At 48.4% G+C, this 15,632-nt stretch carries 16 protein-coding genes; 14 read left to right on the top strand and 2 right to left on the bottom strand.

Features of this window, described 5'->3' with window-relative positions; translation table 11 throughout:
* The first annotated feature begins 15 nt into the window (after positions 1-15).
* On the top strand, positions 16-381 hold the full coding sequence (locus tag ABWW58_RS10760; protein ID WP_353869151.1) for a hypothetical protein: 366 nt from the start codon (positions 16-18) through the stop codon (positions 379-381).
* Between the two features lie 30 nt (positions 382-411).
* Here ABWW58_RS10760 and ABWW58_RS10755 read toward each other — a convergent pair whose 3' ends face one another.
* The gene (locus ABWW58_RS10755) at positions 412-783 is read right to left on the bottom strand and encodes a ParB N-terminal domain-containing protein (RefSeq protein ID WP_093672299.1); all 372 of its coding nucleotides are present in this window, start codon (positions 781-783) and stop codon (positions 412-414) included.
* A gap of 177 nt (positions 784-960) precedes the next feature.
* On the opposite strand from ABWW58_RS10755, the gene ABWW58_RS10750 reads away from it, so the two are divergent.
* The 6 genes from ABWW58_RS10750 (at position 961) to ABWW58_RS10725 (ending at position 7,230) form a co-directional block, all read left to right on the top strand.
* Positions 961-1,452, top strand: coding sequence for a YbaK/EbsC family protein (locus tag ABWW58_RS10750; protein WP_353869150.1), 492 nt, complete (start codon positions 961-963; stop codon positions 1,450-1,452).
* A gap of 233 nt (positions 1,453-1,685) precedes the next feature.
* Entirely contained in the window at positions 1,686-3,047 is a 1,362-nt protein-coding gene (locus ABWW58_RS10745) for an IS4 family transposase (protein ID WP_353867754.1), read from the top strand.
* Between the two features lie 73 nt (positions 3,048-3,120).
* Positions 3,121-3,960, top strand: a complete 840-nt coding sequence (locus ABWW58_RS10740; RefSeq protein ID WP_353869149.1) for a DUF4097 family beta strand repeat-containing protein — start codon at positions 3,121-3,123, stop codon at positions 3,958-3,960.
* 152 nt (positions 3,961-4,112) lie between these two features.
* A complete protein-coding gene (locus ABWW58_RS10735; RefSeq protein ID WP_445783437.1) occupies positions 4,113-5,513 on the top strand; it encodes a DHA2 family efflux MFS transporter permease subunit in 1,401 nt (466 codons plus the stop codon).
* A gap of 50 nt (positions 5,514-5,563) precedes the next feature.
* Positions 5,564-5,731 carry a hypothetical protein gene (locus ABWW58_RS10730; RefSeq protein ID WP_353869147.1) on the top strand — a complete coding sequence of 56 codons (168 nt, stop codon included), beginning with the start codon at positions 5,564-5,566 and terminating at the stop codon, positions 5,729-5,731.
* 263 nt (positions 5,732-5,994) lie between these two features.
* Positions 5,995-7,230 (top strand): AGE family epimerase/isomerase, encoded by a 1,236-nt coding sequence (locus ABWW58_RS10725; RefSeq protein WP_353869146.1) that lies wholly within the window; start codon positions 5,995-5,997, stop codon positions 7,228-7,230.
* Here the strand turns inward: ABWW58_RS10725 and ABWW58_RS10720 are convergent.
* Complete coding sequence (locus ABWW58_RS10720) at positions 7,201-8,547, bottom strand: glycosyltransferase family 2 protein (RefSeq protein ID WP_353869145.1); 1,347 nt, start codon at positions 8,545-8,547, stop codon at positions 7,201-7,203. The two genes, ABWW58_RS10725 and ABWW58_RS10720, sit on opposite strands and share 30 nt — an antisense overlap.
* A gap of 312 nt (positions 8,548-8,859) precedes the next feature.
* On the opposite strand from ABWW58_RS10720, the gene ABWW58_RS10715 reads away from it, so the two are divergent.
* From ABWW58_RS10715 to spoIIID, 7 genes are all read left to right on the top strand, one after another.
* A complete protein-coding gene (locus ABWW58_RS10715; protein WP_353869144.1) occupies positions 8,860-9,354 on the top strand; it encodes an RrF2 family transcriptional regulator in 495 nt (164 codons plus the stop codon).
* Positions 9,354-9,719: a response regulator gene (locus ABWW58_RS10710; RefSeq protein WP_353869143.1), complete on the top strand. Its 366-nt coding sequence runs from the start codon at positions 9,354-9,356 to the stop codon at positions 9,717-9,719. Before ABWW58_RS10715 ends, ABWW58_RS10710 begins: the two co-directional genes overlap by 1 nt.
* A gap of 135 nt (positions 9,720-9,854) precedes the next feature.
* Positions 9,855-10,685: an aldo/keto reductase gene (locus ABWW58_RS10705; protein WP_353869142.1), complete on the top strand. Its 831-nt coding sequence runs from the start codon at positions 9,855-9,857 to the stop codon at positions 10,683-10,685.
* 690 nt (positions 10,686-11,375) lie between these two features.
* Positions 11,376-12,803 (top strand): MDR family MFS transporter, encoded by a 1,428-nt coding sequence (locus tag ABWW58_RS10700; RefSeq protein WP_353869141.1) that lies wholly within the window; start codon positions 11,376-11,378, stop codon positions 12,801-12,803.
* Positions 12,804-12,844: 41 nt separating this feature from the next.
* Positions 12,845-13,543, top strand: coding sequence for a YwaF family protein (locus tag ABWW58_RS10695; RefSeq protein ID WP_353869140.1), 699 nt, complete (start codon positions 12,845-12,847; stop codon positions 13,541-13,543).
* Between the two features lie 29 nt (positions 13,544-13,572).
* Positions 13,573-14,592 carry a nuclease-related domain-containing protein gene (locus ABWW58_RS10690; protein ID WP_353869139.1) on the top strand — a complete coding sequence of 340 codons (1,020 nt, stop codon included), beginning with the start codon at positions 13,573-13,575 and terminating at the stop codon, positions 14,590-14,592.
* 727 nt (positions 14,593-15,319) lie between these two features.
* Positions 15,320-15,589 carry a sporulation transcriptional regulator SpoIIID gene (spoIIID, locus tag ABWW58_RS10685; RefSeq protein ID WP_353869138.1) on the top strand — a complete coding sequence of 90 codons (270 nt, stop codon included), beginning with the start codon at positions 15,320-15,322 and terminating at the stop codon, positions 15,587-15,589.
* The last annotated feature ends 43 nt before the right edge of the window (positions 15,590-15,632 follow it).

Below are 15,632 nucleotides of genomic sequence, written 5' to 3'. Positions count from 1 at the left end.
GAAGAGGTGGGCGGGGTGTTTTTCTACATAGCGATTTCTGTGTTCAGTATCGTCATCGTATGCATGCTGATTGGATTTATTAAGTTTAGAAGAGGCGAATTTACCAGCAACTTTGTTCCATCTATTATGAATGAAAAAGCGGTAAAAGCGCTGAAATCGAACAAGGAAATCAGTGCCAAAAAGCTTGAGCAGATCAGCAATTTAGTGATCGCGCAGGTGACAATTGAAGGAATGCTGATGGCGTCTTATCTCATTATGACCGCTAAGGACCAACTGGGCGGCAGCGGTCATCTGCTTGTTCTCGCCATTGTTGCGATCAGATTCTGTTTTGGTTATTTGATTACACGCATTCTCGAAAAAGGCGCGGATCTCACAAAATAAAACGAGAGTGCCTGAGCACTCCCGCTTTCATTACACTTCTTTATAAATCTCAATTTCTTTAATGTCCGGGATCAGGCTGTAGGCCGTCAGTCGGTGCTGACCGTCGTAAAGGCAGAGATCCTTGTTGACAATCATCGGCGGCAATTTTCCACCCTCATGTATATAATCAACCATCTGTTTGACGTTATCGGTATGATAGTCATCGTAATTTTCCGGATCGTTTGCCCATTCTTTGTAGGTCACGAGATTCTTTCCATTGTTACTGAACGAGCAAGGCACGTCGTACAGCTTTTCCTTCTCGATCGTGATCAGCTCGAAGCGGTGGTTTTCCGTGCCGAATGCATCGTTCTCAAGATCAGTGTACCGCCCGCAAATTTCTTTTCCAGTTAATAATTCTACCATGCGCAACCCCTTCTTTATGGTTTTCCCAAAACATTCGCGCACGCACGCGAATGATAATAGTTTAAATTTATAATAGATCCATAGATTTTGCAAAGTAAAATTCGACCAGATACCAATTGACAGATCACTATTTTTTGCTAAACTTGACGATAATATTAAAGGAACGGGGGCACAGGCATGACTGTAGAAAAAGTAAAGGACTATTTTCGGTCGGTAGGTCGGGAACAAGACATTATTGAACTGGAACTCTCAAGCGCAACGGTTCAGCTGGCGGCGGAGCATCTGCATGTGGGACCGGAACGAATCGCGAAAACACTCGCATTCAGAGGAGAAAACAAAGAGGGCGCGATGCTGGTTGTCGCGGCGGGCGACGCTAAGATTGACAATAAAAAATTTCGTCATGAATTCGGCTTCAAGGCGCATATGCTCTCACCGGATGAGACGCTGGAGCTCGTTGGCCACGCGGTCGGCGGCGTTTGCCCATTCGCTTTAAACCAGGATTGGCCGGTGTTCATGGACGAATCACTGAAACGATTTGAAACGGTGTTCCCGGCGTGCGGCAGCAGCAATTCCGCGATCGAGTTGACAATTGATGATCTGTATACATTGGGTAACGGAAAGTCATGGGTGGATGTCTGCAAAGGTTGGCAAGACGAGCCGGAAGCCTGACCCCTAGAACTTAAGTCGTACACATGCATAGAACGTCGGACGGTTTCTCAATCGCCGGCGTTTTTCTATACTATAAATCTCAACTTTCGCAGAGTGAAAATCCGAAATAACCCTTGATATAACGTACTTTGTGGCCTATTCATTATGTTTCTTGACAAAATAGAAAGACACCTCAACTTTTGGTATAGTGATTTTGACGAAATACACTACCAAACAGAAGAGGTGCCCTCTATATGATAGCGAAAAAAGGTCAAAATAATCAACTACCATTAGAAATAAAAGCAAAATTCGATGAGTTGAAGATTCTAAAACATTTACGTCAGGCAGGAATTCAAAAAGCCTTCGGCTTTTCCAGTGGTTATCTTTTTCAGCTTATTTTTCGTCTGATCTTTACCCAAAGAAATTGGTATCGTTTACTGGAGAGTAATAAAGCAGATGAATTACCAGGCAAGGATGCTGTTTATCGTTTTTTAAACTACCCGAAGTTTGCCTGGCGCCGCTTCCTGACGGCACTAAGCGTATTCACGATTATGAAAGTCAGCCGTTTGACGAGCACCTGCCACACTAAAGTACTCATTCTGGATGATTCATCTTTTTATCGCGACCGCAGTAAGCGCGTCGAACTTTTGGCTCATTGTTTTGACCATGCCAGGAGAAGACACTACAAAGGATTTCGTATGCTGACATTAGGATGGTCCGACGGATCAACGTTCCTGCCCATTGATTTTTCACTCCTTAGTTCAAGCAAAGAAAAGGCAAAAATTAATGATATCAATTCGACGATTGATAAGCGTTGTTCCGGCTATAAAAGACGAATCGAAGCTTTACAAACAGCTCCTGAACAAATCCCTGGGATGGTTAAACGGGCCTTGTTGAACGGAATTGATGCATCCTATGTTCTGATGGACAGCTGGTTTACCCAACAACCTTTGATCAAGGCTTTGACCGATCAAGGTATCGATGTTATTGGTATGGTGAAACCAACGAATCAGCGCTATCGAGTAGGCTCTCAATGGGTTGGATTAAGAACGCTGTATCGACTGTCGAAGCCCGTAACCAGTCACAAAGAAATTTTACGTTCTATTCGTACCACAATGGCTAATGGAGTCCCGGTCAAAGTTGTGTTCGTTCAAAACCGCAATAAACAAAGTGAATGGCTAGCCATCTTAAGTACTGACTGCACACTTACAGAACAGGAAATCATTCGTACGTACGGCATGAGATGGGACATTGAATTATTTTTTAAAGCAACGAAGTCATTTCTTAAGCTTCAAAAAGAGTTCCAGGGCAGATCGTACGATCTGCTGATTAGCCACACAACCATTGTCTTTACAAGGTTTATTCTCCTGTCTTGGCAAAACCGTTGCAGTACAGATAATCGAACCCTTGGTGGTATGTTTTATGAACTCTGTGACGAAATGAATGAACTGGATTGGGCTGTAGCACTGACGCAGCTCATGGATATTCTTCATGACGCCCTAACAAAAACAAAAAAATCAATCAAAAGATGGGTTACTTGTCAACTGACACAATGGATTGAGAGCTTACCCAACTATATCAAGGTTTATCTGCCCAAATTAGGGTGCGAAAGTTGAGTATAAATGAAGAAAAATTTTTCGATAAGACGGTTGACACAGCCATAGATGATAAAACGAGGAGGCGATTTTTATGAAAAGGTTCGTGATTGTATTGGCCATCGTGGTCGCTGCCTATGCGGTTTTCGTCAATCCGATTCATTTGCCCGGACTGCCCTTTGGCAAGCAGAAAAGTTCGGCGACAGTGACGGAGCAGGTGAATCAGATGGATGTAAAGGTCGGAACTATCAAAACTGATGTGGTACTTGGCGGCGGCAATCGGGTGCACGCGAAGCTACGCGGCAAAGGGAGTGTCTCGGTTCAACGGTCGGGCAACTCGATTCAGATAAAGACGCGCCGGCAATTCACTTTTTTCTCATGGTGGGATCGCTCACAGGTAACGATCACGATTCCGCGTTCGTATGCCGGTGCACTCAATCTTGACGTCGGCTCCGGGATGCTAGAATTTGATGATGAGGCAAACTATCGCGAATTAGCGGTGAACATAGCATCAGGATCTGCAAACCTGAGTGGGATTTCCGCCGACTTTGCTCAAATCGACGTGCATTCCGGCAATCTGAGGATGGATCAGCTACATGTACGGTCGGCAACGCTTGATCTGCGCTCAGGCAATTTGAATGTCACTCATTTCTCGGGAGCGTTTAATGCGCAGGTGCATTCCGGTAATTTGAAGATGGGGATCACCGAATTGAGCGGTCCGGTCAAGGCTTCGGTCAACTCGGGGCTGGCAAATTTTGATCTGCCGAATGATGCAGACTTCCGCCTGAACGGTAAGACGAACAGCGGTTTGCTTCGCTGCATCCTGCCGCTCAAAGAGAAGCAATCCGGCAACGGTACGATCAGCGGTATCCATGGTTCGGGAAAAGCTACGTTTGACGCGACGGTGAACAGCGGTTTGCTGCGTATCTATTAAGGCTCCCGGCTCGATTAAGAGTAAAACATAATGCTTACACGAATAAAATTTTCATGATATGATAACTAAGTTGCCCGGTGCTGATGATCGGTGAATCATAATCAGCATTGCCAATCATGAACATTTTAGAAAGAAGTGTTGGAATGAGTATTATGGAAGAAAATAGAATTCAGGTTCACCGCAATCTTAATGTGGTGCCGATTGTTCTTGTTTTGGTTTTCGGCGGTTTTATAACGATTTTAAATCAGACCTTGCTGGTTACGGCACTTCCAAGTATCATGCATGACTTGAATTTGACGTCGGTCATGGTGCAATGGATTCAAACTGTATTCTTGCTTGTCAACGGAATCATGATTCCAATAACGGCCTTTCTCGAGGGAAGGTTCACCACACGCGCTCTGTTTTTATCGGCGATGGGATCGTTTACTGTTGGCACGCTTGTATGCCTGGTCTCAAACACTTTTGCTTTTCTGATTATCGGACGTATCATTCAGGCGATGGGCGCGGGGATTATGATGCCGCTGATGATGACGATTATGTTCATCATTTTTCCGATTGAGAAACGCGGCTCGGTCATGGGCATCTTCGGACTTGTGATCGGCTTCGCGCCGGCGATTGGACCGACCTTGTCCGGTTGGCTGATTAATCATTATTCATGGCGCATCCTATTCTATGTTGTGCTTCCGGTTGCGCTGCTCGATTTTATTCTCGCCTTTTTCATTTTGAAAAATGTGACCAAGCGTACTTATCCGAAGCTGGATATTCTGTCGATCGTTCTCTCGACACTCGGTTTCGGCGGCTTGCTGTACGGTTCGAGTATTGCCGGCAGCCATGGTTGGGGCAATCCCGAAGTACTGCTGACGCTCGTGCTTGGTGCTGTTGCCCTCACGGTGTTCATTATCAGACAGCTTCGACTTGAGCAGCCGATTTTGGAATTCAAGGTGTTCCGCTACCCGATTTTCACCTTGACAACGGCAATCGGGATGCTCTGTTTTACGGCATTTATTGCCGGCGCGACGATGCTGCCGATCTACATGCAGACGATGCTCGGTTTCTCGCCGCTCAAGTCCGGACTGATGCTGCTGCCCGGAGCAATTGTGATGGGCATCATGTCGCCGATCACGGGACGCATTTTCGATAAAATCGGCGCGCGCGGCTTGGCAATCACCGGTCTCAGTATTGTGCTTCTGACGACCTTGCTGCTGTGCCGACTCGATGCCGCAACATCGTTCACCTATTTAGCGTTAGTGAATGTGGCGCGAATGTTCGGCCTGTCAATGGTCTTGATGCCAACAACGACAGCCGGTTTGAACCAGCTGCCGCATCATATGATTCCGCACGGCACAGCGATGAACAATACCATGCGTCAGGTTGCCGGGTCAATCGGAACGGCACTGCTGTTCACCGTCATGGCGTCAACGGCGCTCAACCCGCATAAATATGGCGTCGACGGGCTGATTCGCGGCGTCAACGCGGCCTTCTTTGTCGCCGCGTTGATTATTGCAGTGGCATTGATTCTTGCACTTTTCGTGAAAAAACCAGCTACTAATTAAAATGAATCCTCCCCGTACCGGATATGAACAACGGTATAGGGAGGATTTTTTTGCTCTTTATTTGGGTAGCGGTTCGTGCATTGACCCGGCAATTTCGTGCATTGGATCACGAATTTCGTGCATTGGATCATGGATTTCGTGCATGGGCTCGGTTCTGGCTTGCGGTTCGTGCATTGAGCTGGTATTTTCGTGCATTGGATCACGATTTTCGTGCATAGACCGATCAATTTCGTGCATGGACTCGGTTCTGGCTTGTAGTTCGTGCATAGACCCGGCAATTTCGTGCATTGGATCGCGATTTTCGTGCATGGACCGATCAATCTCGTGCATTGACCAAGCTCACGATGAAGTTTATCGCTTCGGTTGACCTTTTTCATCATTAGAATATTTTTTATATGGGGAGCTGAAGCTTTCTCTTCATAGCCGATCGGCTCTCTGCATACATCTAGTATGAAAATCTGCAGAGAGGAGTTGTGCGGCGATGAGCGATGAAAACATGGATGGCGGCAAAGTATTTTTCAATCCGGAATGGCTGCGTACGCAAATTTTCGAAACGATTCGTTTTTATGATCCGCAGTGTATCGATCAGGTGAGCGGCGGCTATTATCATTGTTACCTCGACGACGGCACGATCTGCGATTACGAAACCAAATCACTTGTCGGGACCGCTCGCTTCATTTATATCTTCAGCGTGGGGACGATGCTCGGCGGCCCGCGGTATTGGAAAGCGATGGCGGAACATGGGCTGCATTTTCTTGAAGAGGTTTTTCACGACCAGGAATATGGCGGCTACTATTGGCAAGCGGAAAAGCGCGCGCCCACCGATACCGGAAAATATGCGTACGGCCAAACCTCTGTTCTGCGCGCGCTCGCGACAGCAGCGAAGGCGGGCATTGGCAAGGCGCGCCCGCTCATCGACGAACTCGTGCAAACGCTGCAAAAGCATCTTTGGGACGATGCGCATCAACTTTATCTCGACGCGAAAAGTCGCGACTGGAGCGCATCCGATCCGTATCACGGCCAAAATGCCAACATGCAGATGTGTGAAGCGATGATCGCCGCCTTTGAAGCGACCGGTGAACGCGCCTTTTTGCACAGGGCACGCGCGCTTGCGCACTCCGTAACCGTCACACTCGCGGATCAAACGGGCGGGCTCATTTGGGAGCAGTACGATCCGGAGTGGCGGCCGGACTGGAGGCAGCACGCCGGATATCAGAATAATGAATGTCGACCATTCGGATTCGTGTTTGGTCATTCGATTGAATGGAGCAAGCTGTTGATGAAGCTGCACGACTATACGCGCGAGCCGTGGCTCGTTGACCGGGCAGTTTTTCTTTACCGCAATGCGTGGAAAGCCGCATCCGATCCGATATATGGCGGTCTTTATTTTTCGATGGCAGCCGATGGACGCATTTTTGATCACTATAAATACTATTGGGTAATGGCCGAAGCACTCGGCGCCTCCGCGCGTCTCGCCGGCGGCGCACCGGACGCGGCGTTTTATCTGAAGCATTATCGAGAGCTTTTCGCTTACTGCTGGGCACACTTCATCGATCATCGCTATGGCGCGTGGTATCCGAAACTCGGGCGCGCGAATCTCCGCGTCATCTATGAAAAAAGTCCGCTTACGAAAGCGGACGACTACCCGATCGCCAACTATTATGAGGCGATGCATGTATTCGGAAACTTATTCCCAGACGCGTTTCAATTTGAATAATTCTTGCATGTAGCCCCACACAGAAACCGGTGACATGATTAGTTGATAGCACAAGATAAACAGCAGAAACCCAATTTTGTTTTTACGGACGCTGAGTCCCAATTTTTTAAACACAACTTGTTTCTGGTAAAGGTAAAGCGAGCCGTAGCTCAAAAAAGTCAGCGGCAGCACAAGTAATGTGGTCAATCCGACGATCCAGTAGATGCCGAAGAATGCTAAAACTAACCCGGGAATCCAGCAGAGCGTGTAGACAATATCCAGATACGGCATCATCAAATTAACGCCGGTCAGGTATTTGGTGAAAAGCCGCGGTTGATGCCATGGCTTAATTTCACCAAGCCCTTCAAGCATGCCGCGTGCCCAACGCGAGCGCTGTTTGGCAAAATGCGGCAGCGTTTCCGGAACATCGGTGAATGCGGCGGCCAGCGGTTCAAAATACACCTTCCACTTTTGACGGAGGAGTCGCCACGTCAACACGATATCCTCGCCGATCGCGTCCGGCCATCCGCCAACCCGGCGAACACAATCTGTTTTGTATAAGCTAAACGCGCCTTGAGCGACAAGTGTGCCTTGGTAAAGCCCTTGCAGACGCTTGATCGACGCAATGCCAAGAAAATAATCCCATTCCTGCATTTTCGTACAAAGCGACGCGCGGCTGTTGCGGACAAGCATCGATCCGGCAACCGCGCACACGTCACTCGGACTGCTTTTCATTCGCGCCATCAGATAGCGCACCGCCGATGGATGGAGCAAAGTGTCCGCATCCAAGGTGATGACGTAAGGCGTGGTCACGTGCCGCAGCCCCCTATTCAACGCATGAAATTTGCCAGGTGTTTGCTCATTCAGAATGGTCACGTCAAGATCAAACGTATTTGCCGCGCGCGCAATCTCGCCGTCGGTATCGTCGTTCGAATGATTGTTGATAACAACTACGCGCAGATATTTTTTATAATCCTGATTTGCAACATAGTTCAAGGTGTTAAAAATGGACGCTTCTTCATTGTGAGCCGCAATAAGTATGGTAACCGGTTCAGTAGGAAATGCGTGCTTCAACTTCGGCTGTCGGTCGATCAGCAGACTGATCATTAAAAAGGCATTCATATATCCGGGAACATAAGCAATCCCGCCAATAATTATGATCGCAACAGGATAGGTGACAATAGAAGAAAAATCTTCGAGCCAAGGAATAGAGAGATAGATAGAGAAAAGGAACCATCCAAAAGCAAAAGCATGGCTGGTCCAGAATTTAATGGACACGCTGACATAGAATCTATGAGACAACCTTTTCGGTTCAAGAGGAGTTAAACTTGGATACATCGAATCCTCCTAAAAGTTATCGTCTAGTCGTATCGTTTCTGATACGTGACCATTATATGTAGATTCTTGCATGCGGATCAAGAATCAAAAATTACCACAGGATAACTGAAAATCGCACCACAATAGAGAAAAAAGCATGGTGATGCCTTATCTAGTATCATATGCCGCGTTATTAAGTAAGGGCCGGAAGTCGGAAAATCTATTATTTTCCGTGTAAAATGCTGCCAATGGCACTTTTAACGGATTAATGAATTGATTTTGTAAACTGTATCTATTATAATTACACTAATCTCCTAAAAGGGGAATCATAGAATGAACAGTCAGTATACCATTGCCGTTCACTGCTTGATTGTGCTCGCGAAGAAGCCGGATCATGTCTGGAACAGCGAGTCGCTCTCACAGAAGGTGCACGCGCATCCGGCCCGAATTCGCAAGATTATGAGTAGTTTGCGCAAAAGCGGCCTCGTCGAAACAAAAGAAGGACTGGGCGGCGGCTATCGAATGGGCTGCGATCCACGCGCCTGCACACTGGCGCGGATCTATCAATCAATTTCATGCGAGCCCTTGAAACTCAGTTGGTGCGCCACCGGTTGCGCGCAAGATCCTGAATTTGACCGCATCCGCTCGGTGATGGATTTCGCGTTTACCGGCGCAGAACGAGGACTTGAAGAATATCTTGATCATTGGTCGATCGATACGCTGATCAAGCGAACCGAACAGTCGGTCACGCAGAAACCGGAGACGATGGCTGCCGGAATTAAAGAACAAATGAATGCACATATAAAAAAGATCGGTGGTGAAGGTTAATGCAACAAGAATCCAGATGGAAAAAAGGCGATTGGGTAAAAGGCAGAACGGTGAATGGCGAGCTCATGCATGGGTTCGTCGTTGACTACAACCATGAAGAAGGAACCGTCAAAATTCACGTTGTTGCTTGCGACCGCGAATCAACGGTCGGCAGAGTGATCGAAACACTCGGCTACCTGATCAAACCGTTCCCAGATATGGAACTGAACGGTCAGCAATTACGCAGTATGGCGGATATCGCGCTTATCACATCAGATCGCGACTGGTTCATGAATCTCTCCGCTCAATTGTCAGAGCGCAGCAGCGAAACAACCAGTGATGACCTGACACCGGCAAGTCCATGGTACTGGTCGGCACAACACTAATAAATCAATGAATAGGAAAAGGTGCGTGCGCGCACCTTTTTTTTCGTTCTTTGAAGTGAGTATTTGTAGTGAGTAAATTTCTTTTCTCTGATTTGAATCTGTGAGAAAATAAATAGGACAAGGAGGTCGAACGATATGATTCATGCATTGAATGACACAGTTAAATTGAATAATGGATTACCCATGCCGGGATTCGGACTGGGTGTTTGGAAGGTCAAGGACGGTGAGGAAGTGATCCATTCGGTTCGTTCCGCGCTGAATGCCGGGTATACAATGATCGATACGGCGGCCATCTACCGCAACGAGACCGGTGTCGGCGAGGCATTGCGTCAATCCGGACTGAAGCGGGACGATGTGTTCGTGACGACTAAAGTGTGGAACGCCGATCAAGGCTACGATTCCACGTTGGCCGCGTTCGAGTCGAGTATGAAGAAGCTCGGGATCGAAACGGTCGATCTGTATCTGATTCATTGGCCGACCGCCGGAAAGTACAAGGAAACATGGAAGGCTATGGAACGATTATATAAAGAGGGCAGGGCACGCGCGATCGGTGTCTGCAATTTCCACGTGCACCATCTGGAAGACCTGCTGCAGGACGCCGAAATCAAACCGGCCGTTGATCAGGTCGAGCTTCACCCGCTCCTGTCCCAAGTGCCGCTGCGCAACTATTGCTACAAAGAAGGCATCGCCGTTGAAGCCTATTCACCACTTGGAAGCGGCGGTTTAATCAACCACCCGGGCCTAAAAGCGATCGGAGATAAATATGGAAAAAGCGCAGCACAAGTCATGCTGCGCTGGAACGTCCAGAGTGACATCATCACGATCCCGCGCTCAACTCAGGAGGCGCATATCATCAGCAACGCCGATATTTTCGACTTCGAACTGTCTCCGGAAGACATCGACACCATCGACGCGTTGAACGAGAATAAGCGCTTTGGCGCAGACCCCGACAATTTTGATTTCTAATCGATCGCCAAAAAAAGAAGGGCTTGGCGGAATTCCAACCATTTCGCCGAGCCCTTCTTCTGACCTTTGCTGGATTGGCTACAACTACGGGAATTGGCTACAACTTTTCGAAGATTAGCTACGACTTATGGTGGATTAGCTACAACTTTTGATGGATTGGCTACAACTACGAGAATTGGCTACAACTTTTCGAAGATTAGCTACGATTCTTGATGAGTTAGCTACAACTTTTGATGGATTGGCTACAACCACGGGGATTAGCTACAACTTTTCGAAGATTAGCTACGACTTTTGGTAAATTGGTTACGACTCTTGATGGATTGGATACAACTACGGGGATTAGCTACGACTTATGGTGAATTAGCTACGACTTTTGATGGATTGGCTACAACCACGGGAGTTGGCTACAACTTTTGGTAAGTTAGCTACAACTCATGGTGAGTTAGCTACAACTTTTGATGGATTGGCTACAACCACGGGAATTGGCTACAACTACGGGAATTGGCTACGACTCATGGTGAATTAGCTACAACTCTTGATGGGTTACAGCTCGATGAAAAGTTGGATTAATGGCCATTATCCAGTGTGAATGAACGGGCGCTCCATTAAAAAAGGTGAGCGGACTTCGATTTGATTATCGACTGATTGGCGATAGAATGTGAAATTTACTAGCTGGGGAGTTTTGTATAGATGACAAACAGCTCGACAGGAAAACAAGAGATCAAACGTGGCCCGATAACCGTGGCGCTGATTATCGGCGCGTTTGTCGCGATTCTCAACGAAACATTGCTCAATATCGCGCTCGCCGACTTAATCGATTACTTTAATGTGACGCCGACAACGGTCCAATGGCTGACGACCGGCTATCTGCTCGTTATCGGCATCCTGATGCCGGTGACGGCGCTCTTGACCGGCTGGTTTACCACGCGCCAGATGTTCCTTGGCGCGATGACGATTTTTCTGGTCGGAACAGTGCTTTGCGGCTTTGCGCCGAACTTTTCCTTCCTGCTTGCCGGGCGTGTGATCCAGGCCGCCGGCTCCGGTCTTATTTTACCGGTTATGATGAATACGATTTTGTTCATCTATCCTCCTGAAAAAAGAGGCGGCGCGATGGGCCTGATCGGACTTGTGATTATGTTCGCGCCTGCGCTCGGCCCGACCTTGTCCGGCTTGATCATCGCCTCACTTTCATGGCGCTGGCTGTTCTATCTCGTCATTCCGCTCGCCGTTTTCTCTATTTTATTCGCGTCGCGGTTCTTAACCAACGTCTCCGAAGTAACCAAGCCTAAAGTGGATGTATTTTCAGTTGTACTATCCACGCTCGGGTTCGGCGGGCTTGTGTACGGTATGGGGTCCGGCGCGGAAGGCGGCTGGCTCAGCCTTGTCTTTCTGATCGTCGGCGTAGTCAGTCTGGTACTGTTTGTTTGGCGCCAGCTGGTCATCGCGAATCCGATTCTCGACTTTCGCGCGTTTAACTATCCCATGTTCACGCTCGCGACGATCATTCTGATTCTGGTGATGGTGACGCTGTTCGCGACGATGATTCTGCTGCCGCTTTATCTGCAGCAGGCACTCCTACTGTCGTCATTTGCGGCCGGGATTGTGCTCCTTCCGGGCGGTTTGATCAACGGTATGCTGTCACCGGTGATGGGAAAATTGTTCGATAAATTTGGCCCGCGCCGGCTTGTTACGCCCGGACTGCTGATCATGTGTGTCGTAATCTGGCTGTTCAGCAGGCTGACTGTTGCGGAGACGATGCCGTATATCATCCTATTGTACGCCGCACTGCTGATCGGCATGTCGATGGTGATGATGCCCGTGTCGACAACCGGCCTGAATCAGCTGCCGAAGCGTATGTATCCGCATGGCACGGCGATCATGAACACCTTGCAGCAGGTCGCCGGCGGTATCGGCACCGCCCTGTTTATCGGCATCATGGTGTCCGGTCAGCAGGCATATCTCAGCCAATCCGCCAATCCTAAAGCGCCGTCTCAAATGCTGCAGGCACTCGTTTCCGGCATGAACCGTGCCTTTCTCGTTGCACTTGCCGTCGGCGTGGTTTCACTGCTGCTTTCAATGTTTTTGAAGCGGACCATTGCTCCGGATGAAGAAGGGTAAAAAGCCGGCTTTTGCGGCATAATGCTTATGAGGTGAGAAAAATGTCCGCATATTTTTATCCGCAAATCATCGGTTTCGCACTCTTTTCGGTAGAACATATAAGCACATTACTCGTCATCATGACGTTAGGGGTCTGCCTGTTTCTTTTCAGGCAGACCCTTTTTACGCGCTATTTTCTTGCGGGGGTTTTGCTGATTGGGGAGCTGGGGTATCAGGTTGGTGTGCTTGCGGCGGGAAAATGGTCGGCGCAGTCGTCGTTGCCGCTTCAGGCGAGTGATGTGGCGGCGCTGCTTGCGGCGGTGATGCTGCTGACTCGGAGCCGGTCGCTTGCGGCGATTTTGTATTTCGCGGGGATCGGCAGTGCGGTTCAGGCGCTGGTGACGCCGGACTTGGGCGCGTCTTTTCCGCAGCTGCATTTTCTGCAGTTTTTCGCTACGCATGGGGCGACGGTGCTCGCTTGTCTCTATATGATCGCGGTCGAGCGCGTGCGGCCGGCGTATCGTTCGCTGTGGTTTGCGGCGGGGTGGCTGAATCTGTATGCGGCGCTCATTTTCGTTGTGAACCGGATGATTGGCGCCAATTATTTGTATTTGATGCGCAAGCCGGGTGTGTCGGTGCTGAATTGGCTCGGTCCGTGGCCGTGGTACCTGCTCTTGGTGGAGGTGCTGATGCTCGTTGAATTTCATTTGCTCTACTGGTTTGTTCGCAGGAGGAAAAAGGGCGGCTGCTGTCGAAAATAGACTCTATCACTAGTGGAGGATGATGCCTATTGATTTCGAAAAAATTGCTGATCCCGATGCGTCTGCTCGCTGATCAGGCGCTGCTCGAGCATCTGCCGAGCGGCCACCCGGCAAGGGCGTCTATCGAAGCAGATCTCGATAAGCGCAGCTCAGGTTGGATCGGTGAGCAGAATCTCGCTTATTACCTCGATATGTTCGAAATTGCAGATTTTCATGTGTTTTACGGACTCCATCTGGACGACTGTCAAATCGACGTCCTGATTCTCACACCCACGTTTATCTCACTAATTGAAGTGAAAAACTATTCCGGAATTCTTATTTTCACAAGCGAAAAGGGTCAAGTTATCCGCCGAATGGGTGAGCGCCGCGACGGTTTTCCAAATTCCCTGCTGCAGGTCGGTCGTCATCGCGAATTGCTTCTTCGCTGGCTCACCGCCCACGGCCTGCCGGCGATTCCAATCGAAGCCGATGTCGTGATCTCAAATCCGAGTACCATTATTGAAAATCCCACACATTCGCGTCACGTCCAGAACCATGTCGTTCACGCCGAACAGGCACCGCTCAAAATTCAAGAGATGCTTGAAAAACACAGCGGCGGTCGCCGCTATACCCCGTTTCTGCAGCAAATCGAAACCCAACTAATGCAGGCGCACTCCGATCCATTCGCCAATGTTCTGAACACGTTCGCTATTCCACCATCCGAGCTGCTGCGCGGTGTCCGATGCGCGCGCTGCCGCAACTACGCTATGCGGCGAATCTACGCAAATTGGCACTGTCCTCATTGCGGCAACAAATCAAAAACTGCGCACGAGTCGATGATTCTCCACTACTTCCTATTAATGGGGCAAACCATGACCAATAAACAATGCCGCGAGTTTTTGAATCTAGGAGCAGACCAAAGATTAATCGTAAACCGTCTAATTAAAAAGATGAATCTCACACTCTCAGGAAATGGCCGAGGCAAGGGATTATACTATCTCTCTCCTTCTCATGAACAATTGAGTCAATGCTTAAAAAATACAATTAAATCAAGGCGGAAAAGAAGATAGTACCCTATTAAACAATGAAACTTCAACCGAAGAGAGGAGAAGTCGAACCAAACCATCGAAAAGTCGAACCGAACGCGACCAAAGTTGAACCCAAGGGAGGAGAAGTTAGACCGAACACCGAAAAGCCAATGCCTCAATTACGAAGGAATTTTCCTAGGGGAAAATTCCCACATCCTAATATAAAAAGAAAAATTTCCATATCTAACATCTAGAAAATCTCTCCTGCATTTAATAAGTGCGTACCTCAAGGCATCACATGGGACGCACTTTTTCTCATGATCCAAATTTCCTTAGTCTCAAAAAGCTGCGTCCATCGAATTCAGTCTGGATGACGCACTTTTATTTTCGTACGTGGCTCCCTGATCAGGAGATGGGAGCACTTTTTCTCATGATCCAAATTTCTCATCACCGAAATCATTACGGAGGATGTACCTTTTGGCTGTCGCGCGCATCTTCTGATCAGGCGCGTTTTTTATCCGCCTCTTCAGACAAGATCCGTTCCCCGAGCCGCCGCGGGGATGCGCTGGTCATGCGGCAACCCTTGTCCCTATTGACTTTTTGGCATATAAACGGAACTCGTTTAATAAGATGTTACAAACTCACATACGGGGTTTCGAGGTGAGCGCGGCGGGCTTGGAACGAGCATGATGATGATGCGTTGTTTAAGTTCCGTTTCTTCCAAAGATTGTCTCATTTCGCATCTTCATGACTACAGGAGGCGAGTGGTGTGCATGATTACATCAAAGAGCGTACGATCAAGATTGGAAAGCATATCGTGGAGACAAAGAAGACGGTACGAGTGATTGCCAAAGAGTTCGGAGTATCGAAGAGTACCGTCCACAAAGACTTGACGGAGCGGCTCCCGAACATTAATCCGGAACTAGCCAACGCAGTAAAAAATGTGCTCGATTATCACAAGTCGATTCGCCATCTTCGAGGAGGGGAAGCGACACGGCTGAAGTACCAGAAAGATACCGAAACAGCAGTTCAAAATTGAACCCATAGACCGAACGACCTATCAAAAACTCAAAAACATAATC

Source organism: Sporolactobacillus caesalpiniae (genome assembly GCF_040513385.1).
Lineage (GTDB): Bacteria > Bacillota > Bacilli > Bacillales > Sporolactobacillaceae > Sporolactobacillus.
The sequence above is the reverse complement of the archived record's forward strand: the minus strand, read 5'-3'. Positions and strand labels throughout refer to the sequence as shown.